At 40.9% G+C, this 25,392-nt stretch carries 22 protein-coding genes and 1 pseudogene; 8 read left to right on the top strand and 15 right to left on the bottom strand.

The genetic code is table 11. From position 1 onward, the window contains the following. Positions 1-22: 22 nt before the first annotated feature. Entirely contained in the window at positions 23-544 is a 522-nt protein-coding gene (gene iscR, locus OCU78_RS03015) for a Fe-S cluster assembly transcriptional regulator IscR (protein ID WP_137374969.1), read from the bottom strand. A gap of 116 nt (positions 545-660) precedes the next feature. Next, on the bottom strand, positions 661-1,389 hold the full coding sequence (trmJ, locus tag OCU78_RS03010; RefSeq protein ID WP_137374970.1) for a tRNA (cytosine(32)/uridine(32)-2'-O)-methyltransferase TrmJ: 729 nt from the start codon (positions 1,387-1,389) through the stop codon (positions 661-663). Between the two features lie 180 nt (positions 1,390-1,569). Between trmJ and suhB the strand changes: the two genes are divergently transcribed. Next, positions 1,570-2,373, top strand: coding sequence for an inositol-1-monophosphatase (suhB, locus tag OCU78_RS03005; protein WP_137375009.1), 804 nt, complete (start codon positions 1,570-1,572; stop codon positions 2,371-2,373). 162 nt (positions 2,374-2,535) lie between these two features. On the opposite strand, the gene OCU78_RS03000 is transcribed toward suhB, so the two are convergent. From OCU78_RS03000 to OCU78_RS02965, 8 genes are all read right to left on the bottom strand, one after another. Further along, positions 2,536-3,072, bottom strand: coding sequence for a hypothetical protein (locus tag OCU78_RS03000; protein WP_137374971.1), 537 nt, complete (start codon positions 3,070-3,072; stop codon positions 2,536-2,538). 92 nt (positions 3,073-3,164) lie between these two features. Next, complete coding sequence (locus OCU78_RS02995) at positions 3,165-4,070, bottom strand: LysR family transcriptional regulator (RefSeq protein ID WP_137374972.1); 906 nt, start codon at positions 4,068-4,070, stop codon at positions 3,165-3,167. A 112-nt stretch (positions 4,071-4,182) separates the two neighbouring features. Further along, complete coding sequence (gene secF, locus OCU78_RS02990) at positions 4,183-5,130, bottom strand: protein translocase subunit SecF (protein WP_137374973.1); 948 nt, start codon at positions 5,128-5,130, stop codon at positions 4,183-4,185. 14 nt (positions 5,131-5,144) lie between these two features. Then, positions 5,145-7,001 (bottom strand): protein translocase subunit SecD, encoded by a 1,857-nt coding sequence (secD, locus tag OCU78_RS02985; RefSeq protein ID WP_137374974.1) that lies wholly within the window; start codon positions 6,999-7,001, stop codon positions 5,145-5,147. Positions 7,002-7,021: 20 nt separating this feature from the next. Continuing rightward, the gene (yajC, locus tag OCU78_RS02980) at positions 7,022-7,351 is read right to left on the bottom strand and encodes a preprotein translocase subunit YajC (RefSeq protein WP_137374975.1); all 330 of its coding nucleotides are present in this window, start codon (positions 7,349-7,351) and stop codon (positions 7,022-7,024) included. Between the two features lie 117 nt (positions 7,352-7,468). Next, positions 7,469-8,599: a tRNA guanosine(34) transglycosylase Tgt gene (tgt, locus tag OCU78_RS02975; RefSeq protein ID WP_137374976.1), complete on the bottom strand. Its 1,131-nt coding sequence runs from the start codon at positions 8,597-8,599 to the stop codon at positions 7,469-7,471. 218 nt (positions 8,600-8,817) lie between these two features. Next, positions 8,818-9,882: a tRNA preQ1(34) S-adenosylmethionine ribosyltransferase-isomerase QueA gene (gene queA / locus OCU78_RS02970; RefSeq protein WP_137374977.1), complete on the bottom strand. Its 1,065-nt coding sequence runs from the start codon at positions 9,880-9,882 to the stop codon at positions 8,818-8,820. A 168-nt stretch (positions 9,883-10,050) separates the two neighbouring features. Continuing rightward, a complete protein-coding gene (locus tag OCU78_RS02965) occupies positions 10,051-11,226 on the bottom strand; it encodes a S1 family peptidase (RefSeq protein ID WP_137375010.1) in 1,176 nt (391 codons plus the stop codon). 249 nt (positions 11,227-11,475) lie between these two features. Between OCU78_RS02965 and OCU78_RS02960 the strand changes: the two genes are divergently transcribed. Together OCU78_RS02960 and OCU78_RS02955 are read left to right on the top strand one after the other, a co-directional pair. Further along, a complete protein-coding gene (locus tag OCU78_RS02960) occupies positions 11,476-11,934 on the top strand; it encodes a CBS domain-containing protein (RefSeq protein WP_137374978.1) in 459 nt (152 codons plus the stop codon). Between the two features lie 323 nt (positions 11,935-12,257). Further along, complete coding sequence (locus OCU78_RS02955; protein ID WP_137374979.1) at positions 12,258-14,198, top strand: HAMP domain-containing methyl-accepting chemotaxis protein; 1,941 nt, start codon at positions 12,258-12,260, stop codon at positions 14,196-14,198. A gap of 375 nt (positions 14,199-14,573) precedes the next feature. Here the strand turns inward: OCU78_RS02955 and aceA are convergent, their stop codons facing one another. The 3 genes from aceA to OCU78_RS02940 all read right to left on the bottom strand — a co-directional run bounded on the left by aceA (position 14,574) and on the right by OCU78_RS02940 (position 19,215). Next, positions 14,574-15,887: an isocitrate lyase gene (gene aceA, locus OCU78_RS02950; protein WP_137374980.1), complete on the bottom strand. Its 1,314-nt coding sequence runs from the start codon at positions 15,885-15,887 to the stop codon at positions 14,574-14,576. A 179-nt stretch (positions 15,888-16,066) separates the two neighbouring features. Beyond that, positions 16,067-17,704, bottom strand: coding sequence for a malate synthase A (gene aceB, locus OCU78_RS02945; RefSeq protein WP_137374981.1), 1,638 nt, complete (start codon positions 17,702-17,704; stop codon positions 16,067-16,069). A gap of 605 nt (positions 17,705-18,309) precedes the next feature. Next, positions 18,310-19,215, bottom strand: coding sequence for a hydrogen peroxide-inducible genes activator (locus OCU78_RS02940; RefSeq protein ID WP_137374982.1), 906 nt, complete (start codon positions 19,213-19,215; stop codon positions 18,310-18,312). A 208-nt stretch (positions 19,216-19,423) separates the two neighbouring features. Between OCU78_RS02940 and OCU78_RS02935 the strand changes: the two genes are divergently transcribed. The 5 genes and pseudogenes from OCU78_RS02935 to OCU78_RS02915 all read left to right on the top strand — a co-directional run bounded on the left by OCU78_RS02935 (position 19,424) and on the right by OCU78_RS02915 (position 23,817). After that, the gene (locus tag OCU78_RS02935; RefSeq protein WP_137374983.1) at positions 19,424-20,032 is read left to right on the top strand and encodes a peroxiredoxin C; all 609 of its coding nucleotides are present in this window, start codon (positions 19,424-19,426) and stop codon (positions 20,030-20,032) included. Positions 20,033-20,389: 357 nt separating this feature from the next. Further along, entirely contained in the window at positions 20,390-21,133 is a 744-nt protein-coding gene (locus tag OCU78_RS02930; protein WP_137374984.1) for a copper homeostasis protein CutC, read from the top strand. Between the two features lie 102 nt (positions 21,134-21,235). Further along, positions 21,236-22,165, top strand: a complete 930-nt coding sequence (locus OCU78_RS02925; protein WP_137374985.1) for a LysR family transcriptional regulator — start codon at positions 21,236-21,238, stop codon at positions 22,163-22,165. A gap of 135 nt (positions 22,166-22,300) precedes the next feature. Continuing rightward, a complete protein-coding gene (locus OCU78_RS02920; RefSeq protein ID WP_137374986.1) occupies positions 22,301-23,176 on the top strand; it encodes a YadA C-terminal domain-containing protein in 876 nt (291 codons plus the stop codon). Positions 23,177-23,320: 144 nt separating this feature from the next. Beyond that, positions 23,321-23,817 (top strand): annotated as a pseudogene (locus OCU78_RS02915) (hypothetical protein). Positions 23,818-23,826: 9 nt separating this feature from the next. Here OCU78_RS02915 and phoU read toward each other — a convergent pair. Together phoU and pstB are read right to left on the bottom strand one after the other, a co-directional pair. Then, positions 23,827-24,525 (bottom strand): phosphate signaling complex protein PhoU, encoded by a 699-nt coding sequence (gene phoU, locus OCU78_RS02910; RefSeq protein ID WP_137374987.1) that lies wholly within the window; start codon positions 24,523-24,525, stop codon positions 23,827-23,829. A gap of 48 nt (positions 24,526-24,573) precedes the next feature. Beyond that, positions 24,574-25,392 carry a phosphate ABC transporter ATP-binding protein PstB gene (pstB, locus tag OCU78_RS02905; RefSeq protein WP_137374988.1) on the bottom strand — a complete coding sequence of 273 codons (819 nt, stop codon included), beginning with the start codon at positions 25,390-25,392 and terminating at the stop codon, positions 24,574-24,576.

Here is a 25,392-nt window from a genome sequence, read left to right as displayed (position 1 = left end):
ACTCCAATGTAAAAACTGACCGCTAAGAGCGGGCATGTACACCGTTAGGTGCTGCACTAATCGTTGTAGTGCTCGTATTTTTTTGTGTAAAACCATTTGTAACCGCAAGATCGATATCTTGACGGTCTGAAATTTCTAACACTTCGTTATCTTTCATTAGCTCGCCGAGCGTAATGTCATTAAGAAAGCTACTAATACGGGAGCTTAAATCACGCCATAATGCGTGAGTTAAACAACGACTGCCACCTTGGCAATCGGCTCGACCGTGACACTTAGTTGCATCTACTGATTCATCTACCGCTGCGATAACAGTACCAACAGCAATATTGTGAGCATCTTCACCTAAGCGGTAACCACCACCAGGTCCTCGAACACTCGCGACTAAACCAGCTTTACGTAACTTAGAGAAAAGCTGCTCTAAGTAAGATAATGAAATACCTTGTCGCTCTGATATATCAGCCAGAGGTACAGGGTTTGTCTGTGAATGCAGTGCCACATCTAGCATGGCTGTAACTGCATATCTTCCTTTAGATGTAAGTTTCATACCACACCGTATCCACATTGTTTATGTGGTTGGAATTTTTCCATACCTGACTAAAATGGTCAAGTATTTATTTGACTAATTTAGTCAGGTATTCATCCTTTATCTTTGTAAGGACTTTATTTATTCTTTTGAGACTTCTCAATTGAGGTCAAAATACCACGTAAGGTATTGATCTCTTGAAGCTCAGGTCTCGCTCTACTAAATAAACGACGAAGTTTATTCATCACAAGCCCTGGCTTATCTTTAGAGATAAATTGGGTATCGATAATGACTTTTTCAAGGTGCTCATAGAACATTTCTAATTCATTGTGTCGAGGGTATTCATCCTGAGGTTGTTCAGGGTACTGACTCGCTTCTGCATTAAGATGAGCCACGCGCACTTCATAACTTAGCGTTTGCACTGCCATTGCTAAGTTTAATGAGCTGTATTCAGGGTTTGCTGGAATACATACGTGGAAATGACACTTTTGCAGCTCATCATTCGTTAAGCCAGTACGTTCACGGCCGAAGACTAAAGCGACAGGATGCTTTTGCCCTTCAACGGCAAACTTCTCTCCACATTCACGAGGTTCAAGCATTGGCCATTCTAAAGTTCGAGAGCGAGCACTTGAGCCCACCACTAAACCACAATCTTTTACGGCTTCATCTAGAGTAGCAACAATCGTTGCGTTTTCTGCAATATCACCAGCACCAGCGGCTAGTGCTAAGGTCTGTTCATCAACCTCACACTGGGGATCAACTAATACTAATTGGCTTAGCCCCATAACTTTCATAGCGCGAGCTGCTGAACCAATATTACCAGAATGAGATGTGCCGACTAATACGACTTTTACGTTGTCTAACATGCTAAATGACACCACTTAAAAAATAACCGCGAGATATTAACACATCGCTAAGTAAAATGGTCAGAGGCTAGTGGTTATGTGAAATCGAAAGTTCAAAAAACAACCACTTCCCTTTTCCTAAAAGTTTGGTATACTCGCCGCCGCTTTAACCTGTTCTTTAACATCTTGTGGGAAAACCCTATGCATCCAATGCTAAACATTGCGATACGCGCTGCGCGTAAAGCTGGCAACCATATTGCTAAATCTCTAGAAACAACTGATAAGATCGAAACGTCTCTAAAAGGTAACAACGATTATGTTACTAACATAGCTGAAGAAGCTGAGTACATGATTATTGAGACAATTAAATCATCTTACCCAGAGCACAGCATTATCTCTGAAGAGAAAGGCCTTACTGAAGGTAAAGACTCTGACGTACAATGGATCGTTGACCCACTAGATGGCACCAACAACTTTGTAAAAGGTTTCCCTCACTTCTCAGTTTCGATTGCTGTTCGCATGAACGGTCGTACTGAAGTTGCTTGTGTTTATGACCCAATGCTAAACGAGCTATTCACAGCTCAACGTGGCGCTGGCGCTCAACTTAACAACGCTCGTATGCGTGTTACTCAGCTTAAAGACCTTCAAGGTACTGTTATTGCAACAGGTTTCCCTTTCAAAGCTAAACAGCACTCTGAATCTTTCATGAAGATCATCTCTGGTCTATTCATTGATTGTTCTGACTTCCGTCGTACAGGCTCTCCAGCACTTGACCTATGCTACTTGGCTGCAGGTCGTGTTGACGGTTACCTAGAACTAAATCTAAAGCCTTGGGATCTAGCAGCTGGCGACCTTATTGCTCGTGAATCTGGTGCAATCCTAACTGATTTCGCTGGCGGTACTGATTACATGAAGTCAGGTAACGTTGTAGCTTCTAGCGCACGCGGTGTTAAGTCTATTCTTAAGCACGTTCGTGAACACGCAAACGAAGGTATGCTGAAGTAATTCACGCCTATCGTAAATACTCTCTAGAGTATACAAATTTGAAAGCCTCGCATTTGCGAGGCTTTTTTCTTTCTAATAGTAATGCTTAATTCCTATCTACCTGAAACAAAAAAACGCCTAATGCATTGCATTAAGCGCTTTATAAGCCGATAAAGAAATTAATCAATAACCAACTGTTGATAATAAGTTCCTAGCACCGTCAACGATCTTGCATCGCTTATTCGAATCACCACCATACCAATATCCTGAATACAAACCGGTTACTACGATGTGCGTTGGAGTAGAAGCGAAGCTAATACATACGATCTTATTTTTAAGCTCTCCATAAACTAGCTCCAATGAAGAACTGTCTAGACGTATTGTGCTTTGAGACTCTAAATCACCAGAGATATTAAATGGAATTAATTCTATTGAGTTGTATTTATGTTCTAAGTAAGCGTAATTTGCACTTTCCCCCGTTCTACCCGCAGCGACATTCATCCGGCTTGGGTTAACAGATCCATACGCTACTCCTTCAGAATAACCAATATGAACACCACAATCAGAGCATGCAGAACGCATAGCATCATCATAAAGAAGTGAATATTCAATAAACTCTTCGTCACCTTGAACTTCGTAACCAGGAGCGTCGTATTCACCGTCACAACCAAATAAAAGAATGACTGATGCTAGTAAAGGAAGTGAAATATGTTTTTTCATAAAATACCTAGAGTAAGAAAGTGGCTGACTTCATAGCTAGATATAATAGAGAGAGCGTCTTAAGTTGAGCTTAAATCGGTTTGTAGTTTTAGTTAAATAATCGATGACTTGTTTTGGACAATCTCTTGAATTTGCTTAATCATCCAATTCAAGACGATGTCTTTCTTCGGTATTTTTCGATAGCTGAGGTAGACTGGAATGGATAATGATTCTTCGAATGGAAGTGGGAAAATAGATAACTTAAGTTCTTGTTCAAGTAGTTGTGCATGATACTTAGGTACGACACAAACTAACTCGCTTTTAGACACCATATATAAAGTTGTAAGCAAGGAATCTGAAGAATAAACAATATTTCTATTTTCAATATCACCTGCATATAAAGAATCAAGAACGAATGGTTGGTCTTTACTGGTGCTCCAAGCAATGAAGTCTTGCTCAAGGAAACAAGATTGATCATTCATAAGTTTTTCTTTTAAGTGACCTTTTCTACACACAGCCACTAACTCTTCTTCAAACAATAAAATATTTTCAAATCCACGATGTTCAACAGTATGAGTCGAAATTAAAAAATCAGCTTTTCTTAGCACCAGTTCATCAACCCAGTCATCTTTATGAACATAGTTGGCTCGATTATTTAAAGACACATCAAAATTCGAATTTGATATTTTCTCTAATAACTGTGGGTAAAAAAGAATATCTCCATCTTTATGACTAAAGTATGAGATAACTCGTTTAGATTTTCTTGGATTGCGTAGAGCTATAGATTCAGTGGTAATAGCTTCAATATGAGGCTTAATAGACTCATACAAGCTAACCCCTTTGCTTGTAGGAACTAAGTGACTACCAGAGCGAATAAACAGGACTTCATTATAATATTCATTGAGCTTAGAAATATTTTGGCTTACTGCAGAAGGAGTGACCCCTAACTGGATTGCGGCATTAGAAACTCCTTTCTCTTCATATACAGCAATAAAATACTTCAGTGAATTCAAGTCCATAACCAGCTCCTGCAATGCTCATGGATCTGTTGTAACATTGTTAACCGTATAAAACAAAAAAACCGCTAGTTTCCTAGCGGTTTTTAAAATCATCTAAAACACCTTAGAGTTTCTATGGCATTTCATCTAACTCTTCACCTTCTTTTTCAATTTGAGGTGGCATTAGGTGTTCACGTGTAATACCCAGTTTCAGAGCTAGTGCTGATGCAACGTAGATTGAAGAATAAGTACCAACAGTAATACCTAAAAGTAATGCCGTAGCAAAACCATGGATCATTGCTCCGCCTTGAACAAACAGCGCAATTACTACGAACAATGTAGTACCTGAAGTAATCAAAGTACGACTTAGAGTTTGAGTAATCGAGTTATTCATCACTTCAACAGAGTCACCTTTACGCATCTTACGGAAGTTTTCACGGATCCGGTCAAATACCACTATCGTATCGTTAAGAGAGTAACCGACGACCGTTAGTAATGCTGCAACGATAGTAAGGTCTACTTCAATTTGCATTAAAGAGAATACGCCGAGCGTGATAATAACATCGTGCGCAAGTGCTAATACCGCACCCGCAGCTAAACGCCATTCAAAACGAACTGAGACATAAATCAAGATACAAATAAGCGACACTAGAATCGCAAGACCGCCCGCTTCTGTTAATTCATCACCAACATTTGGACCAACAAATTCGATACGACGCATTTCAACTTGTTCGCCAGTTCCTTGCTCAATAGCAGTCAGAATCTGGTTTCCAAGCGTTTCACCTGCAACCCCATCACGAGGACGCAAACGAACCATTACATCACGAGCTGAACCGAAGTTTTGTACCGTAGCATCACCGAAGCCATTTGCTTCTAATGCACCACGAATATCTTGAAGGTTCGCAGGGTCTTCAAAACCTACTTCAATCAAAGTACCGCCGGTAAAATCTAGACCCCAGTTCAACGATTTCGTTGATAGAGTGAAGATAGCAGTACCAATCATAAGTACAGATAGAACAACAGCAAACTTAGACCAACGCATAAAGTCGATCAGTTTGTCTGCTTTCATTATTTGAAACATAACTAATTCCAGCCTTAGATCGACAATTTCTTAATGCGTTTGCCGCCATACGCTAAGTTCACGATACAACGTGTACCTACGATAGCAGTAAACATAGAGGTTAAAATACCAATAGACAGCGTAACCGCGAAGCCTTTGATCGCACCAGTACCGACAGCAAACAGGATAATTGCTGTGAGTAGTGTTGTGATGTTCGCATCTGCAATGGTACTAAATGCGTTAGCGTACCCCTGGTGAATCGCTTGCTGAGGGTTTTTACCCTCACGTAATTCTTCACGAATACGCTCAAAGATTAGTACGTTCGCATCAACCGCCATACCGACAGTTAAAACAATACCTGCGATACCTGGTAGCGTCATTGTCGCACCTGGGATCATCGACATTACGCCAATAATCAAAACAAGGTTTGCCATTAACGCGATATTGGCAATGAAACCAAACTTACGGTAGTAAAGCAGAGTAAATAGCATTACTGCAGCCATACCCCAGATCATCGCCATGATACCCATATCGATGTTCTGTTGACCCATAGATGGACCAATTGTACGTTCTTCAACAATAGATATTGGCGCGATCAACGCACCAGCACGTAGAAGAAGTGCAAGGTTATGAGCTTCAGAAGCTGAATCTATCCCCGTAATACGGAAGCTACGACCAAGAGTCGACTGAATCGTCGCTTGGTTAATCACTTCTTCATGTTGAGTAAGGATAACGCTGCCTTCTGCATTTTTACGACCACTGTCTTTGTACTCTGTAAATACGGTAGCCATAAGCTTGCCGATATTTTGACGAGAGAATGCAGACATTTTGCTGCCACCTTCGCTATCTAGCGAGATGTTAACTTGTGGGCGACCGTATTCATCAACACTTGAACTTGCATCTGTGATGCTAGAACCACCAAGAATCACACGCTTCTTAAGTACAACAGGGCGACCATCACGGTCTTGCTTAATTTCACTACCAGCAGGAGCTCGACCACTTGCAGCTGCAGAAAGATCAGCTTTGTCATCCACTTCACGAAATTCAAGCGTTGCTGTCGCTCCTAAAATTTCTTTAGCACGTGCAGTGTCTTGTACACCTGGTAATTCAACAACAATACGGCTAGCGCCTTGTCTTTGAACAAGAGGCTCAGCAACACCAAGTTCATTTACACGGTTACGTAAAATAGTGATATTTTGCTCAACAGCGTAATTACGAATTTCTTGTAGACGTGCGTCGGTGAAAGTCGCAACTAAAGAGAAACGACCGTTAGACTCAGAGTCAACAAATGTCATATCTTGGTGATTAGTTTGAAGCAAGGTTTTCGCTTCAGCTAACTGCTCTTCATTACGTAGTAAGACTTCAACTGCATCTTTGCCTGAAGGGCGAATAGCACGGTATCGAATCTTATCTTCACGAAGTTCACTACGAAACGCTTCTTCTTGCTGACCGACAAGTTTTGACATTGCAGCATCCATATCCACTTCCATTAAGAAGTGAACACCACCACGCAGGTCAAGACCAAGTTTCATTGGTGCAGCACCAATAGATTCAAGCCAGTTTGGAGTAGAAGCCGCTAAGTTTAGCGCAACAATCACGTCATCATTTAATGCTTCGTTAATTACATCACGAGCACTAATTTGTGTATCGGTATCGTTAAAGCGAACAAGAATGGATCCGTTTTCTAAAGCTACGGATTTGGTAGAAAGGCTCTCTGCATCAAGAGCTTTGGTGACAGCATCCAGCGTTGACATATCTACAGAGGCGCCGCGCGCCCCTGTAACTTGAACTGCCGGATCTTCACCGTATAAATTTGGAAGTGCGTACAACGCAGCGATAGCGATGGCAAACACCACCATCAGATACTTCCATAACGGATAACGGTTTAGCACAGCGAGTACCTTCTAGCTGTTTATAGAGATTTCAGAGTACCTTTAGGTAGCACTGCTGTAATGAAGTCTTTCTTGATAACAACTTCATTATTTGCGTTCAATTCAATTGAAACGTAATCGTTGTCTTCAGCGATTTTAGTAATCTTACCAATTAGACCACCGCTTGTTAGCACTTCATCACCTTTAGCCATTGAAGCCATTAGGTTCTTATGCTCTTTAACACGCTTAGCTTGCGGACGGTAGATCATGAAGTAGAAGATCACAGCGAACATACCTAGCATGATTAGCATTTCGAAACCGCCACCTGCTGGTGCACCTTCTGCTGCTGCGTGAGCTTGTGAAATAAACATTAAAAACATCCTCTATTTATATTTTATTGATAATCCAACTAATTGGGTTGTATCCCTTTAATTTCAAGCCCTAACTCAGTGATTAGAGATAGGGCTCGCAAAAAGAAATACTAAAAATTATTTGCCTAGTGGCGGCACTTCGCGATCACGACGAGCATAGAACTCATCAACAAACGCATCAAAGCGATCTTCATCGATTGCAGTGCGGATACTTTCCATCAGACGTTGGTAGTAACGAAGGTTATGGATGGTATTGAGACGAGCACCCAAAATTTCGTTACAACGGTCTAAGTGATGTAAGTACGACTTTGAATAATTTTGACAAGTGTAACAGTCACATTGTGGATCCAGTGGTGTTGTATCCAGTTTATGTTTCGCATTACGGATCTTGATCACACCGCCAGTCACAAATAGGTGACCATTACGTGCATTTCGAGTCGGCATAACGCAATCGAACATATCGATACCACGACGAACACCTTCAACTAAGTCTTCAGGTTTGCCTACACCCATAAGGTAGCGAGGCTTATCTTCAGGCAGTTGCGGGCATGTGTGCTCAAGTACGCGGTGCATATCTTCTTTTGGTTCACCAACGGCAAGACCACCAACAGCGTAGCCATCGAAGCCAATATCCGTTAATGCTTTTACAGAGACATCACGAAGGTCTTCGTAAACGCCACCTTGAACAATACCGAAAAGTGAATTTTGGTTTTCTTGGCGGTCAAACTCGTTACGGCTACGATCAGCCCATCGAATAGAGCGTTCCATTGAAATACGAGCTTCATCGTGAGTCGCTGGGTATGGAGTACACTCGTCGAAAATCATTACAACATCAGAACCAAGATCGTATTGGATTTGCATTGATTTCTCAGCGTCCATAAAGATCTTATCGCCGTTTACAGGGCTGCGAAAATGAACGCCTTCTTCTGTAATTTTACGAGTCTTACCTAAACTGAATACTTGGAAGCCGCCTGAATCCGTTAAGATTGGACCTTTCCAGTTCATGAAGTCGTGTAAATCACCGTGTAGCTTCATGATCTCTTGACCAGGGCGCAACCATAAATGGAATGTGTTACCTAGTAAGATTTCAGCGCCTGTGTCTTTGACTTCTTCCGGAGTCATACCTTTAACAGTACCGTAAGTACCTACAGGCATGAATGCTGGAGTTTCAACAGTGCCACGTTCAAACTGAAGTTGACCACGACGTGCATTACCATTTGTTTTTTTAAGTTCGTATTTTAATCTCACGAGAGACCTCCAATATGCCAGAGAAACAATCTGACCTTTATTTATAGTAAAGGTTATTGCTAACGTCATGCTCGGTTATACCTAGCGATAAAGACGAAGCAGTAACCTTCACCTACGAGAGCGGTCGCGAATTCCTTGCGAATAGATAAAGTTAAGAGAACTCAACCCTCTAGCATACTGCTAGCACTCGTTAATTTAATGAAGAAAACAGATCTGCCTTAAAGGGCCAACTCATTGGTTTTCTTATTGATGAACATCGCATCCCCATAGCTGAAAAAGCGATACTCACTGCTTACTGCGTGATCATAAGCACTCATTACGTGATCATAACCAGCAAAAGCGCTAACCAACATAATTAATGTTGATTCAGGTAAATGGAAATTTGTAATTAAACAATCCACCAGCTGATATTCGTATCCAGGGAAAATGAAGATTTCAGTGTCGCCAAAGAATGGTACTAACTCAGTTCCATTTTTTAAAGCATCTTGAGCGGCGCTTTCTAACGAACGAACTGAAGTAGTTCCAACGGCAATAATGCGTCCACCACGAGCTTTTGTTGCAGCGATAGCATCCACAACCTCTTGTGGCACTTCTACATACTCAGCGTGCATGTGGTGATCATTAATATTGTCGACTTTGACCGGCTGGAAAGTACCCGCACCAACGTGAAGTGTGACATAAGCAAATTCAACACCTTTGTCTTTCATGTTCGACATAAGCTGATCATCAAAATGAAGACCAGCAGTTGGTGCCGCAACTGCGCCTGGTTTTTCGTTATAAACCGTTTGATAGCGCTCTTTATCCGCATCTTCATCAGGACGATCAATATAAGGCGGAAGAGGCATGTGACCAACATCATTCAGTATATCAAGGACACTCTGTTCTGAAGTGAAACGAATCTCAAACAGTGCATCATGACGAGCCACCATCTCCGCTTCATATTCGTCGTTCTCACCAAGGAATAATTTATTGCCAGGCTTTGGTGATTTAGAGCAACGAACATGTGCAAGAATGCTTTTTTCATCAATCATTCGTTCAACAAGAACTTCTAGCTTACCGCCAGATTCCTTGCGACCAAACAGACGAGCAGGAATTACACGTGTGTTATTAAAAACTACAAGATCACCTGGTTGAACCAAGTCTAAAACGTCTTTAAACGAACCATCTGCAATAGTGCCACTATTGCCATCAAGTTTAAGCAAGCGGCTTGCTGTACGTTCTTCTTGTGGGTAGCGAGCAATAAGCTCATCAGGTAGGTCAAAGTGAAAATCTGAAACTTGCATTTTTGTGATCTTGTCTGGTTATGAATGAGAATGCGACTAAAAATTTCGCAGTTGGGTAGTATAGGCACACAGCAGGCAATAGCAAGTTTATCAACAAGGGATTATTGTAAGAAGGAGTTATTGTAAGAAGAAGGGAAATAAGAGCCACTGAATGTGGCTCTAGAATATTTAACGGCGCTTGTATATTCGAAGTAATACCAAACTCAATAAAATAGAAAGCCAGTATGCATTAGTTCCACCACCATCGGGCTGAACAAAATTACAGTTTTTGGTTGAGATACTATCATTACAATCTGAAGGTGGGATTATGCCACCACCAGGACCTCCACCCGTTCCATCCCCCAGATTGGTGATAAAATTAGGGGCAATAATGATTTCAGAAGGTGGGGTTGCTTGCGTGATATAACTTTGAACCCAGTTATAATACGTACTGATCTTGGTAAAAAAACTAGGGATGGTAACGGATCCACAAACCGGCATTATGATAGGTCCACCACTAACAATACCAATTTGTAATCCTGTTACGTCATCAACTAATGGACCACCGCTATCGCCTTTACAAGCGCTGTTCCCATATTGGGTGCGTTGATCTGGTTCAAGTGGCGTTACCTCATTAGGTATCGTACATAACTTGGTGATATTTACCGGTGAATCAATGATCCCAGGTATATCATTACCCGCTTCCAGTCTCTGGTAGCAATCTGAAATAGGCAAGAAAGTACTGGTTGTTTTACGTAAGAGAACAGACGGTTCAGCCGCTAAAGGCGTTGTCGTTCCCCAGCCTGAAACCGTCACATTTTTATTTCTATAATTCGTTAATGTATTCGCATCCCACTCGGCAGTTAATCTTTGTTCAATACTTTGCATCAATTGAGGGGAAGCTAATTGAGCCAAAGCAGCACCAGTCACTGGGCGATCCAAATATAAAAGCGCAATATCGCTATCTAAACCTGTGTGGACTAGTTCACGGCTATTATCTGAGTTAACTTTGAACTTACTTAAACGCGTGTAATCAGGATGAACAACCACATGGCTAACGGAGTAATAATGACTCACATCGGTTGCATTCAGATCATACGCATTTGCGGTAATCGCTAATTCGCGAGGTGGTGTTACGTAATAAGAAGATTCATCAATCCCTTCCCCCATTACAACACAGTGGGCAGCCGTCATTACCCATTGCTCTGTAACTAGCGTTCCTCCACATATTGGAAATTCAGCCATATTACTTGCTCTTAATGTCACTCGGCTGGTGACATCGGTATCTAACGTTCCTAAAACAATTGCATTCGCACTACTATGAATGCCTATCGCCACAATTACCCCTAGCACTTTCTTGAACATCATTTGCTTTCCGTAGCCATAAAAAATACATTTTCCATGACAACTCAGCCATTAAGAATCCTAGTACAAACAATGTACGACAGAGTTCATATTGAGATATGTAAGCCGCAATCAAGACAAAGCTAAAATACTAAACGAGTCGCAAATCAATTAATTGTATAAAGCTCACTCAATAATGAGTTAGCTCTCAGATATTTAGAGGCTAAGAAACTATAGTCTATATAGAGACTAAATAAGAAGGAGGTCAGTATGATCAAAGTTGAAGATATGATGACTCGCAACCCTCATACCCTATTACGCTCACACACGTTGGCAGATGCAAAAAATACAATGGAGGCGCTAGATATCAGGCATATTCCGGTCGTAGATGCAGACCGGGCTTTACTCGGAGTCGTAACTCAACGAGATATTCTTTCCGCTCAAGAATCCAGCCTACAAAATATCCCTCAAGCACAATCTTATACTCTTGCAACCCCGCTAAAAGATGTCATGCACACCAATATTATGTCTGTTGAGCCAAGAGCTGGCTTAAAGGAAAGTGCCATTTATATGCAAAAACATAAAGTTGGTTGCTTACCTGTGGTTGATAACGGTGAACTAGTAGGAATCATCACTGACAGTGATTTCGTAACCATAGCTATCAACTTGTTAGAGTTACAAGAAGAAGCTGAGCCGGAAGAAGTAGAAGTTGAAGCTATAGAAGAATAAGGCTAAGCAGTCTAGCAACTTCTTCTTAAACACCCTCACAATTGTCATAGTTTTATGTCTTCATAAGTAAAACTATGAGGATAATGACCTCATTAAGGTGAACACGGTTACTCGACACCTTAAAAAAACGTACACGGTGAAGCTCCAAATATAAAGGCTCGAACCAATATGAGCCTTTACTTTCGCGCCCATACCTCCCCACAATTCTTACTAATGAGAATAAATATATTTAAATCAACATACTGATGTATTTATTAATAACTATAATGTAAGAATTCATTAACAATAATAATTAAGTAAGCTGTCTCACGGGAATCATCATTATGAGTTTAAAGAAATTACTATCCTTAGGTTTTGGGGTTATTTTGGCCCTAATATTGGTCATATCAGTTGTTGCCTCATTGCGTTTTTATCAATCGAGTGATGGTTTTAATACCTACCGCTCTCTAGCACTAACAAGTGTATCTACAGGTCGAATTCAAGCTAATATTTTAGAAGCTCGACTAGCAGCATTGAAATACATTAAAAGCCCTAGCTCTTCACACATATCAGAATTAGATAAGCGTATAAACACTTCAGTTCAACTCATAGAAGGTGTTTTGAACTCTCATATTGATGATGGTCATAAGAACGAATTTTTAGCGATTGAAGATCAACTGAAACAATACAGCCAAGGGTTTAACCAAGTTGTTCAGCTTGTAAATGACCGCAATCACCTTGTTAAAGACCAACTTGATCCATCTGGGATTGACATGAGAAAAGCAGTATCGAACCTCATGGAACAGGCATCAGTTGAAGAAGACCTTGAAGTTGCAGTTAGCTCTGGCAACCTTCAACAACACGTTTTGCTATCACGTTTATACGCTTCCAAATTTTTAACGAGCAACCAAATTGAAGATGCAAAGCGTGCACAGCAAGAGTTCAAGTATGCCGCTGAACTATCTGAGGAAATCGAATCACAACTGATGTCGACAAAACAAATAAGACATTTAAATGAATTCAATAATTCATTTAAAACCTACCAGACCACGTTTGCAGAAGTCGTTAAAACCATAAACCAAAGAAATGGTATCGTTTCTAGCACTCTCGATGTCATGGGTGTATCTGCGGCAAGAACCATCGAAGAAATAAAACTATCGACCAAAAGCAAGCAAGATTCTGTTGGACCAGAAATGGTTGAACGTTTCTCTAATGCTCAATTCGTTCTCGTAATTCTTTCTATCTTCGTAGTAATTATTGCCTTAGGTATTGCGGTATCAATATACCGTAGCGTACTTAAAGTCGTGGGTGGTGAACCTAGTGATATTCAAGCGATTGTTGAAGAAGTGGCTTCAGGAAACCTATCAAAAGAGATTGCAATCACAGGTAAAGAAAGTGGTATCTATGCCAATATTTTAGAGATGCGCCAAGAACTTCGCCGAATTATTGATGGGTTCCACCAAATTTCAGACAACGTTTCCGCAGCTTCTGTCGAATTAACAGCAGTCATGAGTGAGACAGAAAGTAACGCTCAACAAGAACTGAGCCAAATGGAACAAATTGCGACAGCAATTAATGAACTTTCAAGTACCGCCAGTGAAGTCAGCCAAAATGCCGCAAGTGCAGAAAGTGCAGCAACCGATGCGACTTCAAATGTTGAAAAAGGTGGAGGCTCTTTAGATTCTTCGGATGACATATCACGTAAAGTAGAAACATCAATCGAAGAAACGTCGAATATTGTCAATCAGTTGCAAGAATATTCAGTTGAGATTGGAACTGTGATTGAGGTTATCAATTCCATTTCAGAACAGACCAACTTACTTGCACTGAATGCCGCAATTGAGGCAGCACGAGCCGGTGAACAAGGTCGTGGCTTTGCGGTTGTAGCCGATGAAGTTCGATCACTTGCAGCGAAAACTCAGCAGTCTACTGTTGATATCCAAGAGATCATTTCTCGATTACAAGCTCAAGCTAAAGATGCGAATCAATTCATGCAATCTAACCTGTCACTTGCCGAGGAATCTCGAAACTACAGTGAGCAATTACGTGAAGCCTTCTCGTCTATCACTCACTCAGTTAGCTTGATTTCAGATATGAACACACAGGTTGCAACTGCATCTGAAGAACAGTCTGGCGTAACTCAAGATATTTCACAAAATGTATCTCAGACTTTCGATATTGTTCACCAGAATGTTTCTGGTATTAGGCAAAGCAAAGAGGCAAGTGAAGAACTTTCTTCTTTAGCTGCAAAACAAAAAGATTTATTGGGCTTCTTTAAGCTGTAGTTTCTCTTTTAGCTTTGATCTAGCAGTTCATGCTGAATGAATCGCTAATGTTGACCAAATAGCTAATGTGTAACCTCTTACTTATTCGGTCTAGAGGCTCAAATTAGATAGCTCTCTACTCACCAAGCGCTTCTCAGTTAAATGAGGAGCGCTTTCTTTTTGTCAGTCATTAGTTAATGAGCAATTCAATCACATCCCCCATTAAACCTCTAATCTATAATTAATAATCTATAAACAAAAAAAGAGCGGCTAGATTAGCCGCTCAAAGGTCAGGGTTTCATGCATTCCCATCAATCAGGAATTTTGTAAGCTATCACTATATGAACAGTGGCATAGTGATAGCGTTTTTGGGGTTATTAACTATTTATTGCTTAGTTAGGAGAACTGCTCTTCTTCTGTTGAGCCGGTTAATGCCGTCACTGAAGAACTGCCACCTTGAATCGTATTTGTCATTCGGTCAAAGTAACCTGTACCTACTTCTTGTTGGTGAGCTACGAACGTGTAACCGCGATCAGCAGCTTCAAACTCAGGGCGTTGAACTTTCTCAACATAATGACGCATACCTTCACCTTGTGCGTAAGCGTGTGCCAGTTCAAACATGTTGTACCACATGTTATGAATACCAGCCAAAGTGATGAATTGGTATTTGTAACCCATATTTGCAAGCTCTTGTTGGAACTTAGCAATCGTTTCTGAATCTAGGTTTTTCTCCCAGTTAAACGAAGGTGAACAGTTATACGCAAGTAGTTGGTCTGGGTATTTAGCATGAATTGCTTCAGCAAATTTACGCGCTTCTTCAAGACATGGCGTTGCTGTTTCACACCAAATCAAATCAGCATAAGGCGCGTAAGCTAGACCTCGAGAAATCGCTTGGTCGATACCCGCATCAACTTTGTAGAAACCTTCAGCAGTACGTTCGCCTTGGATGAACTCACTATCGTATGGGTCACAATCAGATGTCAGTAAGTCAGCGGCATTCGCATCAGTACGAGCAATTACTAGTGTTGTGGTGCCTGCTACATCGGCTGCTAGTCGAGCCGCCACTAACTTCTGAACCGCTTCTTGTGTAGGAACGAGTACTTTACCCCCCATATGACCACACTTTTTAACGGAAGCAAGTTGGTCTTCAAAGTGAACTCCAGCCGCACCAGATTCAATCATGTTTTTCATCAGCTCATAAGCATTCAATACACCGCCAAAACCAGCTTCTGCATCTGCTACGATAGGTAGGAAGTAATCAATTCCACCATCATCTTCGGCTGTTTTACCTGCTGCCCACTGAATTTGGTCTGCACGACGGAATGAGTTATTAATACGTTTTACTACCGAAGGTACAGAATCTACTGGGTATAAAGACTGATCTGGGTACATAGTGGAAGCGGTATTGTTATCCGCTGCAACCTGCCAACCTGAAAGGTAAATAGCTTCAATACCAGCTTTAGCTTGTTGAACCGCTTGTCCGCCAGTTAATGCACCTAAACAGTTCACATAACCTTTCTTCGAAGAACCATTCACAAGCTCCCAAAGTTTATCTGCACCACGTTGAGCGAGGGTATTAGCAGGTACTACAGAGCCACGAAGTTCAACAACTTCCTCTGCGGTGTAAGTACGTTTTACGTTATTCCAGCGTGGGTTCGTTGCCCAATCTTTTTCTAGAGCTTCAATTTGTTGGCGGCGAGTTAATGTCATGGTCTATCCCTCTCATTATTGGCGCTTCATGCACCTTGGCATTACTTCTCGTTCAGTACGGCTGACTCTGAATTTGGAAGCTTATATTCACGTTATTGTTTGATTATTTATTTCTAGTAATTCGTTACTGAATCTTCTTATTTTCATACTTGTTATGGTTTATTTTACTTGCTCAATTCTTACTCTAAAAAGTCGTACCCAGGCACTGTTAAGAAATTAGTTAGCTCATCGCTAGTAGTCAGTTCTGCCATTAATTTAGCTGCCTCTTCAAATCTGCCCGATAGGAAGCGTTCTTCCCCTACTTCTTCTTTAACTGCAATAAATTCTTCAGAAAGGTACTGTTCAAATAGTGATTTAGTCACAACAGACCCGTTATCTAATGTTTTCTGATGCTGAATCCATTGCCATATGGACGCTCTAGATATTTCTGCAGTGGCGGCATCTTCCATTAGTCCGTAAATCGGTACACATCCATTGCCAGAAATCCAAGCTTCGATATATTGCAATGCCACTCGAATATTATGTCGCATTCCTTGTTCTGTTATTTCACCATCACAAGGCGCTAAAAGTTCTTCCGCAGAAATCGGAGCATCTTGATTACGTGATACATCCAACTGGTTTGTACGCTCTCCTAGCTTTTCATTAAAAACAGAAATGGCTGTATCCGCTAAACCAGGGTGTGCAACCCAAGTTCCATCATGTCCATTATTTGCTTCAAGTGACTTATCGTTGTGTACTTTATCGAGAACTTGCTGGTTGGTTTGAGGATCTTTCGCTGGAATGAAGGCGGCCATTCCTCCCATCGCGAAAGCTCCACGTTTATGACAGGTACTCACTAACAGCCTTGAATAAGCATTAAGGAAAGGTTTATCCATGGTCACTACTTGGCGATCTGGCAGCACTCTATCTGGGTATTTACGTAGGGTTTTGATATAACTAAAAATATAATCCCAGCGCCCACAGTTCAAACCGACAATATGCTCTTTTAGAGAGAATAGAATCTCATCCATTTCAAATACAGCTGGTAACGTTTCGATGAGTACCGTTGCTTTGATGGTGCCTGTATCAAGCCCGAAATAGTCTTCTGTGAAATGGAATACATCACTCCACCACTTAGCTTCTTGATGGCTCTGTAATTTCGGAATGTAGAAGTAAGGTCCACTGCCTTTTTTCAGTAAGGCTACATAGTTGTTATAGAAATACAGAGCAAAATCAAACAAAGCACCAGGAATAATTTGACCATTAAAAGTGACATGCTTTTCTTTTAGGTGTAGCCCGCGCACACGACAAATGAGAACAGCTGGATCTTCGGCTAACTGATATTGCTTACCATTGCTTGGGTTTGTGTAATCGATAGTGCCATTAACCGCATCACGAAGGTTCACTTGACCATCGAGTACTTTATTCCAAGCTGGTGACATTGAATCTTCAAAATCAGCCATGAATACTTTCACATTGGCATTAAGTGCATTAATCACCATCTTACGGTCAGTAGGTCCTGTAATTTCAACTCTGCGATCCTGTAGATCAGAAGGGATCCCTTGAATCTTCCAGCTTCCCTCTCGGATATCCTGTGTATCCTTTAAGAAGTCCGGCAGTTGACCAGCGTCGATTTGTGCTTGCTTAACTTCTCGCGTAATAAGCAGCTCATCAATTTGAGGAGCAAACTTTTCACACAGTAAAGATAAAAAGGTTTGGGCTTCCAAAGGGAAAATTGCTTGGTGTTCTGGAGAAAGGCGACCAGTAACCTCAAGCATGCCTTCGGTTTGAGTGTTTTTATTCTTCTGTGATGTTGTTTTCGTTGGTTGAGCAAGCATAATCCCGTCCTTGACACTACATTTGTAAGTTTTAAACCACAAAGAACATTTACATCATCGTTCTCACTTAGGTCATTTCTATCCGTTATCTGTTTATATTTTTCTTTGTATCTGTGTCGCTATGTCTATTACATTCACCGACTTGAAACTTGATTACAAGCCTTTTAAAGCTAGACATAAGTCTTATCTGGTATGCATTTAACCTATACCAAGATCGTGTAGAGCTAAAGGTCTAAAGTTAATAAAAAGTTAAAAACGAAGTTTTGTTCGGTTGTGATTAAACACCTGTTTCAATGCCATTATTTGTAATTTATTACGTAATTAAATTACCAATATTTTGATGGGTAAAAATCGTTTAAAACAAGCGTTCGAAACGCGGGGTATGTGAGGCGTTGCTTATTTAACAATAAGTTAGAGGCTGGAAAGTATGGCTATTTAAACAAGATAAGGAGAAAAAACTGTAAAACACTTTATGTGAAATTTTACTATTGTATGAAAGGTTTAAAAGCTAAAAGCTGTAAAATTTTACAAGACAAAAAACACCAACAGAGTTTTATACTAAAAAACTCACCTTTTACAGTGAGCTTTTTGTATAAGACCAACCGCTAAAGTAGTTCAGATACCACTTCTGCTAATTGACTGAATGTTTCTTGTCTAGAGGAACTCGGACGCCAAACTAAACCAATATCACGATAAGCTTGCTGCCCTGGTGGGTCTATCACAACCAAATTTTGATTTTCAAGCAAGCCATGGTCTATTGCCATTTGTGGAATAAAAGTAGTCCCTAGACCATTCGCAACCATTTGAACCAGAGTATGTAAGCTCGTCGCAGTAAATGGGTTTATCTTTTCTTTATCAGTTAACTTACAGGCAGATACCGCATGCTCAGTTAAGCAGTGTTCATTTTCTAGTAAGAAAACAGATTCATCAGGTAGATCATCGTATTTAATAGGGACACGTATACCATCCGCTTGGCTACGACTAATCACCATTCTAAAAGGGTCCTGCCCAACGACTTTACTTTCCATGTTGGCTATGTCGACAGGTAAAGCAAGAATAAGTACATCCAGCTCACCATGTCTCAGTGCAGCCAATAAGTTAGTCGTCGTATCCTCTCTGAGTAATAGCGTTAACTGTGGGAAGCGTCTGTTTACCTCTTGAACGAGGTCACATAAAAGAAATGGTGCAATAGTAGGTATACACCCGACTTTTAGTTGACCTTGCATACCGTCACCTTGGCATAGAGTTCCAAGCTCAACTAAATCTTGTCCCTTTGCTAATAGTTCACGACCATGCTTCACCACCAGCTCACCGGCCTGAGTAAATACAAGTGGGCTTTTCTTATCTTTCTTTTCATACAGAGGACATCCAATCAACTCTTCTAAGTTTTGGATGCCTTTACTGAGTGTTGATTGGCTCACAAAGCAGCGATCGGCAGCATCACTAAAGTGACGAGTTTCATGCAGCGTAACGAGATAATGAAGCTGTTTAAGACTGGGCCATTTATTCATGAAATTACTTTGTAATATGAGTAGGATAAATTAAATGAAGGTCAATAGATGGGCGGTAAGGATAGATAACAACCTAATCGCTTTTTTCGATTAACTTAATCTATTTAATTCGCTTTTTTCTATAGTAACGTTTGTACTATAGTTTGTCGCGTAGAAACGAAAGCCCAAACAAAGATGTTTGGACATTAAATTTTTAGGAGATTCCAAAATGGTACTAGTAGGTCGTCAAGCCCCTGATTTTACTGCTGCAGCTGTTCTAGGTAACGGCGAAATCGTTGATAGCTTCAACTTCGCAGAATTCACAAAAGGTAAGAAAGCTGTAGTTTTCTTCTACCCACTAGACTTCACATTCGTTTGTCCTTCAGAGCTAATCGCTTTTGACAACCGTCTAGAAGATTTCCAAGCTAAAGGTGTTGAAGTAATTGGTGTTTCTATCGATTCACAATTCTCTCACAACGCATGGCGTAACACTGCTATCGCTGATGGCGGTATCGGTCAAGTTAAATACCCACTAGTTGCTGACGTTAAGCACGAAATCTGTAAAGCATACGATGTTGAACACCCAGAAGCAGGCGTTGCTTTCCGTGGTTCTTTCCTAATCGATGCTGACGGTCTTGTACGTCACCAAGTAGTTAACGATCTTCCACTAGGTCGTAACATCGACGAAATGCTACGCATGGTAGACGCACTTAACTTCCACGAGAAGAATGGTGAAGTTTGTCCTGCACAATGGGAAGAAGGTAAATCAGGTATGGACGCATCTCCAAAAGGTGTTGCAGCATTCCTATCTGAGCACGCTGACGACCTAAGCAAGTAATTACCTCTTAAGCCCGAACTCAACGCGGGTTAATGGTTGGAAGACTCTCTATAAAGAGAAATAAAGCATAAGCTAATAGCGCAAAGCGCACCGCCAATCAGTTAAGAAGTAAAGTCCTTATTAAAAGCCCGAAGTTAACGCTTCGGGCTTTTTTATATTCCCTCTACTGCCTTCAAACTCTTCAAACTCTTCAAAACTGTATCCGCAATATTTAATTGAAATAATAGCTAATTGGAATAGTTTAATTGGGGTAGTAACAAACCCAAACTTTACCTCTATTTTCCTCCCACAACACCTATTCAGATTCGTATCTAGATTGCTATTATTTCATGAGAAACTTTTAAACGGATAAATAAAATGAACACCGAAATTGAAGTCTGTATCGACAATTTAGAATCTCTCCATAACGCACTATCTGGTGGCGCTAATCGAATTGAACTGTGCTCTTCATTAGCACTTGGTGGGTTAACGCCAAGCTTGGGAATGATGAAGCAAGCTGCAAGAATTTCTTCTGTTCCGGTGTACGCAATGATACGCCCAAGACAAGGTGACTTTATTTTCGATGATGATGATATGTTCTGTATGCTTGAAGATATTGAAGCTTGTGCAAGTTCAGGACTGGATGGTGTAGTTTTAGGAGTGCTAGCGCCTAATGGAAGCATTGATATGCCGAAAATGCATAAACTGGCTAATAAAGCACACTCATTAGAGCTAGGAATTACATTTCACAGAGCCATTGATCAAAGCTCTGATTACCAAACTGCGTTAGAGCAGGTCATTACACTTGGATGTAAAAGAGTCCTAACATCAGGGCTTGCTGCTAATGCTGAGCAAGGTATCGATATATTGTCAGATATGGTCAAGCAAGCTGATGGGAGAATCGACATAATGGCAGGAGCGGGAGTCAATGCAACAAATGCTAAAATGATTCAAAACACCACTCAAGTACCTGCGCTTCACCTTTCAGGTAAATCGACAAGACCAAGCCTAATGGAAAATAACTCGAGTGCTCAAATGGGAAGTAGTGACATTGATGATTATCAGATCCCAGTAACCGACGCTAACAAGATATCTGATATAAAAGTGGCTCTCACCGCTTAAGGGAATAGTCACTAACACAAATTCAAAGATAACCTCGCTGACTAATTTAACCTACTGACGTATATTAGACTTTATGACGCGGCAAACCTTTCATGGATAGATATGGCTAAAGACTTATTCAGCTCTCTTGATTTAAACCTATTACGAACATTTCTTATTGTTTATCAAGAAAAAAACACCAGAAAGGCTGCTGAGCGACTTTTTGTTTCACAGCCTGCTGTCAGTCAAGCTCTCCAAAAGCTAAGGCACCACTTTAACGATGACCTTTTCGTCAAAGTCCATGGTGGTTTGCAGCCTACCGCTTTCTCAGAACAGCTCACCAATGAAATAAAGCCGTTCATGGACGGTCTATCTGTCGCGATTAATACATCGAATATATTTGATCCAAAAGATATCGACTACACACTCAAAATTGCTCTATCACCTATAGTGTTATCTTGTTTGTCTGGTTCTTTATTTAGAATGATAAAAGATCAAGCACCCAACGCGAATCTAGAATTAGTATCTTGGACCAGTGCTTCTGTTTCTGATATTCAAAAAGGTGAGGTATTGATGGGTGTCAGTTACCTTGGTACCAATACGAGCAAAGAAGTTTATACGAAAAAGCTGATTGAGCTGACGGGACGTATCTTTGTAAGAAAAGACCACCCTTTAAAACAAGATAGTATTACTCCATATGATATGGCTGGGTACGAGATAGCCTCATTAGTCACACCAGGCTGGAACGATAACCATAGCTTAGCGTCAGACATCCTAACTGAGCTTTCTATTGAGCATAATGTTGGTTTTCGTAGTGAGTTAATTATGGCACTCATTGACGTCATTCAACATACAGATATGTACATGCCACATTCAAACCTTTTTCCAGTTGATAGTTACCCTGCCCTTCGTGGAATCGATGTGTTGCTCGATGGTGATTCTCCAAAAACTCCCGTTTATTGCCACTTACATACTAAAAACAGAAACTCCTCCTTAGCCAACTGGCTATTTGAGTTAATACAAAAAGCACTATCAACTCAGGTTAATAAGTAACGCTTATTATAGAGATACGAATATCTACTTAGCCTAAAATTAATACTCTGTTTAATATCTACTCCATCGACACGGAGTCAACCATATTAAACGTAGTAAGGATGCTCAATATTAAATTTATTGAGAGTGTAATCAATGAAAAAGTCAATTATCGCAGCATCACTAGCAAGCCTATTTTCTCTTCCTGCTCTAGCTCAAAACGACATACAAAATCCAGTTTGGGTTGACGCAGTTAATCCAATTGAGCAAACCCCGACTCAGCCTGTATTACCAGGTCAACCAACGTTACCAGACGCTAGTCACCCTATTGAACTGCCAAAACCAACGCAGCCAATTGAGCAGACTCCGACTCAGCCTGTATTACCAGTTCAACCAACATTACCAGACGCTAGTCACCCTATTGAACTGCCAAAACCAACGCAGCCAATTGAGCAAACACCAACTCAGCCTGTATTGCCAGAGCACCCAACATTACCAGAGCCTAGTAACCCTATTGAGCTGCCAAAACCAACGCAGCCAATTGAACAAACACCAACTCAGCCACAGTTGCCAGTTCAACCAACGTTACCAGAGCCTACTCAACCACCTGTTGATAATAGCCCTGAGAGACCGCAGCCAACGACGCCATCAAACCCTATTGAAGGAGATGATATCGATGTACCTGATATTTCGGGACCAACTGAAGCTGAACGTAGTTCTGATTTAGAGCTTGGCTTTCAAGCAATGGCGGAAGAGTACAATCAAAAATTCAATGAGCACCAAGAACAAATGGATGGGATTAGAGCAAGTATACATGCTGTAACTAACGCAAGACCTTTTGTCACCAACGGCGAGTTCGCGATTGGAGCAGGTGTAGGATTTGCAGGTTCTAAAGAAGCATTAGCACTGGGTGGAGCATATGGTATCAACGAGAAACTTAGTGTATCTGGTACATTGAATTATGAAACATCTGGGAAGTATTCATCTTCTGATGTCTCTGGCGGCGTAGGTATTCAATACAACTTTAAGTAACACTCTCTCCCCTACTAAGGATGGTGGGGGAAACCCTAATCAAATTAATTAACTAAGTTGAACGGACCTAAGTTGCATCAAAGCCGTTCACCTATATGGATATTCACCTTGCCATGGTTGGCCACAGATCTCAGTGGTATCAATATGAAATTCAAAACAGCACTTCTTATTACAGCTCTAACTTCTTGCCCAATGCTTGTTCATGCTAATGGTTTACACCTTTCACCAGAACTAAAAATTGGTTCCTATCATGGTTTGGAATGCAAGCAGGTATTACTGATGTGGCAAATCTAGGGGCGGTTTACCTAAGCTATTCTCACCTTTGGTATGACAGCGATCGATACGATGAAACTGTCGATGCGTACCGAGTTGGTATCCAAAATATGTTTGGAAGTAACCAGACCCACGGTTTTCAAGCTGAGATCGGTGTAGCGAGTTATGACGGAACCAAAACGCGCAATGGCGAAGTTGAAGAGAAGACAGCACATGGATTAAGCCTAGGCGGTGCCTACGTGTACCAAGCGACACCAATGCTTGGACTACGAGCTGGTGTTGATATGAATATCTTTGATCACAATAAGACCTTTGTGCCGTATGACACAACTATCAATGTTAACCTTGGTGCAATTATTCGCTTCTAAAGTTAAAATCTACTTCAGTGCGTCATCTAGGCTTTGATCACCTAGATGGCGTACATCTTTACCCTTCACAAAGTAAATAATGTATTCGCAGATATTTTGGCAACGATCTCCCACCCGTTCAATCGCTCGGGCTGACCACATCACCTGCAAAATATTTGGGATGTTCTTAGGATCTTCCATCATATACGTCATTAATTGTCTAATGACAGCCTCGTATTCCGCATCCAACTTATCATCAAGTTTATGAACTTCTGCCGCAGCATCGACATCCATACGAGCAAAAGCGTCCAACACTTGATGCAGCATGGTGATTGCTTGACGGCAAAGAGGCTCTAACGAAACATGAAATTTTTGTTCTTTGGTCGAAGGGATCTCTATCGCACCTTGAGCTATTTTAGAGGCAACATCACCAATTCGTTCTAGATCGGTAATCGTTTTGATGATCGCCATTATTAAACGTAAATCTTTAGCGGTAGGCTGACGTTTAGCAATAATTCGAGTACAAGCTTCATCAATGGACACTTCCATCGCATTCACTTTATGATCATCACGTATCACTTTATTTGCCAGATCAGCATCATCCTTGTGAAGTGCCTGCATCGCAAATGACAGTTGTTGTTCCACTAAACCACCCATCGTAAGCACATGAGTTCTAATAGCTTCTAGTTCAACATTAAACTGCCCTGATATATGACGACCAAATTGCATGTATTTTCCTTAGTTTAAATATTTCCCGATACAGATAATGCCAATAAATTAACCATACCTACCTGTAATATAGTCTTCGGTTTGGTTTTTCAATGGCGAGGTAAAGATAGAGTCAGTATCTGAGTATTCGATCAATTTTCCCATATGGATAAAGGCAGTATGATCACTAACACGGGCAGCTTGCTGCATGTTATGCGTAACAATTACTACAGTATATTGTGTCTTAAGATCGTTAATTAACTCTTCAATAGTTAACGTAGAAATAGGATCCAGAGCCGATGTCGGCTCATCAAGTAAAAGAACCTCCGGCTCAATAGCAACAGCTCTAGCAATAACCAAACGCTGCTGCTGACCACCAGATAGACCAAAGGCATTTTCATGAAGTCGATCTTTTACTTCATCCCACAAAGCTGCAGCTCTCAAAGAACGTTCTACTGCATCATCTAAATCTCGGCTGTTACTAACACCTTGTAGCCTTAAACCATAAACAACATTTTCGTAAATCGATTTAGGAAATGGATTAGGGCGTTGAAAAACCATACCCACTCGACGTCTTAACGTCGCGACATCAACCTTAGGGTGATAAACATTATTCCCATAAAGCTTCACTTTTCCTGAAACTTTACAGCCTTCCACTAAATCATTCATACGATTAATGCAGCGTAACAATGTCGACTTCCCGCACCCAGAAGGTCCAATAAATGCTGTCACTTGCCCTTTAGGAATATTCATTGAAATATCGTCAAGCGCTTGCGTCTCTTTATAGTACAAGTTCAAGTTCTCTATCGAGATAGCGGTTTCATCTTTCGTTAGGTTATGCACGTCTAATGGCGCTTGATAACCCAAAGTTTCATTAATCGAAAACAT

It is taken from the genome of Vibrio gallaecicus, assembly GCF_024347495.1.
Taxonomy (GTDB): Bacteria; Pseudomonadota; Gammaproteobacteria; order Enterobacterales; family Vibrionaceae; genus Vibrio; species Vibrio gallaecicus.
This window is presented reverse-complemented; position numbering and strand designations above follow the sequence as displayed.

Bases quoted from the DNA above. Each gene is read 5' to 3' on its own strand.
- iscR (WP_137374969.1), bottom strand. From the start codon at position 544: ATGAAACTTACATCTAAAGGAAGATATGCAGTTACAGCCATGCTAGAT.
- trmJ (WP_137374970.1), bottom strand. From the start codon at position 1,389: ATGTTAGACAACGTAAAAGTCGTATTAGTCGGCACATCTCATTCTGGT.
- suhB (WP_137375009.1), top strand. From the start codon at position 1,570: ATGCATCCAATGCTAAACATTGCGATACGCGCTGCGCGTAAAGCTGGC.
- OCU78_RS03000 (WP_137374971.1), bottom strand. From the start codon at position 3,072: ATGAAAAAACATATTTCACTTCCTTTACTAGCATCAGTCATTCTTTTA.
- OCU78_RS02995 (WP_137374972.1), bottom strand. From the start codon at position 4,070: ATGGACTTGAATTCACTGAAGTATTTTATTGCTGTATATGAAGAGAAA.
- secF (WP_137374973.1), bottom strand. From the start codon at position 5,130: ATGTTTCAAATAATGAAAGCAGACAAACTGATCGACTTTATGCGTTGG.
- yajC (WP_137374975.1), bottom strand. From the start codon at position 7,351: ATGTTTATTTCACAAGCTCACGCAGCAGCAGAAGGTGCACCAGCAGGT.
- queA (WP_137374977.1), bottom strand. From the start codon at position 9,882: ATGCAAGTTTCAGATTTTCACTTTGACCTACCTGATGAGCTTATTGCT.
- OCU78_RS02965 (WP_137375010.1), bottom strand. From the start codon at position 11,226: ATGTTCAAGAAAGTGCTAGGGGTAATTGTGGCGATAGGCATTCATAGT.
- OCU78_RS02960 (WP_137374978.1), top strand. From the start codon at position 11,476: ATGATCAAAGTTGAAGATATGATGACTCGCAACCCTCATACCCTATTA.
- OCU78_RS02955 (WP_137374979.1), top strand. From the start codon at position 12,258: ATGAGTTTAAAGAAATTACTATCCTTAGGTTTTGGGGTTATTTTGGCC.
- aceA (WP_137374980.1), bottom strand. From the start codon at position 15,887: ATGACATTAACTCGCCGCCAACAAATTGAAGCTCTAGAAAAAGATTGG.
- aceB (WP_137374981.1), bottom strand. From the start codon at position 17,704: ATGCTTGCTCAACCAACGAAAACAACATCACAGAAGAATAAAAACACT.
- OCU78_RS02940 (WP_137374982.1), bottom strand. From the start codon at position 19,215: ATGAATAAATGGCCCAGTCTTAAACAGCTTCATTATCTCGTTACGCTG.
- OCU78_RS02935 (WP_137374983.1), top strand. From the start codon at position 19,424: ATGGTACTAGTAGGTCGTCAAGCCCCTGATTTTACTGCTGCAGCTGTT.
- OCU78_RS02930 (WP_137374984.1), top strand. From the start codon at position 20,390: ATGAACACCGAAATTGAAGTCTGTATCGACAATTTAGAATCTCTCCAT.
- OCU78_RS02925 (WP_137374985.1), top strand. From the start codon at position 21,236: ATGGCTAAAGACTTATTCAGCTCTCTTGATTTAAACCTATTACGAACA.
- OCU78_RS02920 (WP_137374986.1), top strand. From the start codon at position 22,301: ATGAAAAAGTCAATTATCGCAGCATCACTAGCAAGCCTATTTTCTCTT.
- phoU (WP_137374987.1), bottom strand. From the start codon at position 24,525: ATGCAATTTGGTCGTCATATATCAGGGCAGTTTAATGTTGAACTAGAA.
- pstB (WP_137374988.1), bottom strand. From the start codon at position 25,392: ATGTTTTCGATTAATGAAACTTTGGGTTATCAAGCGCCATTAGACGTG.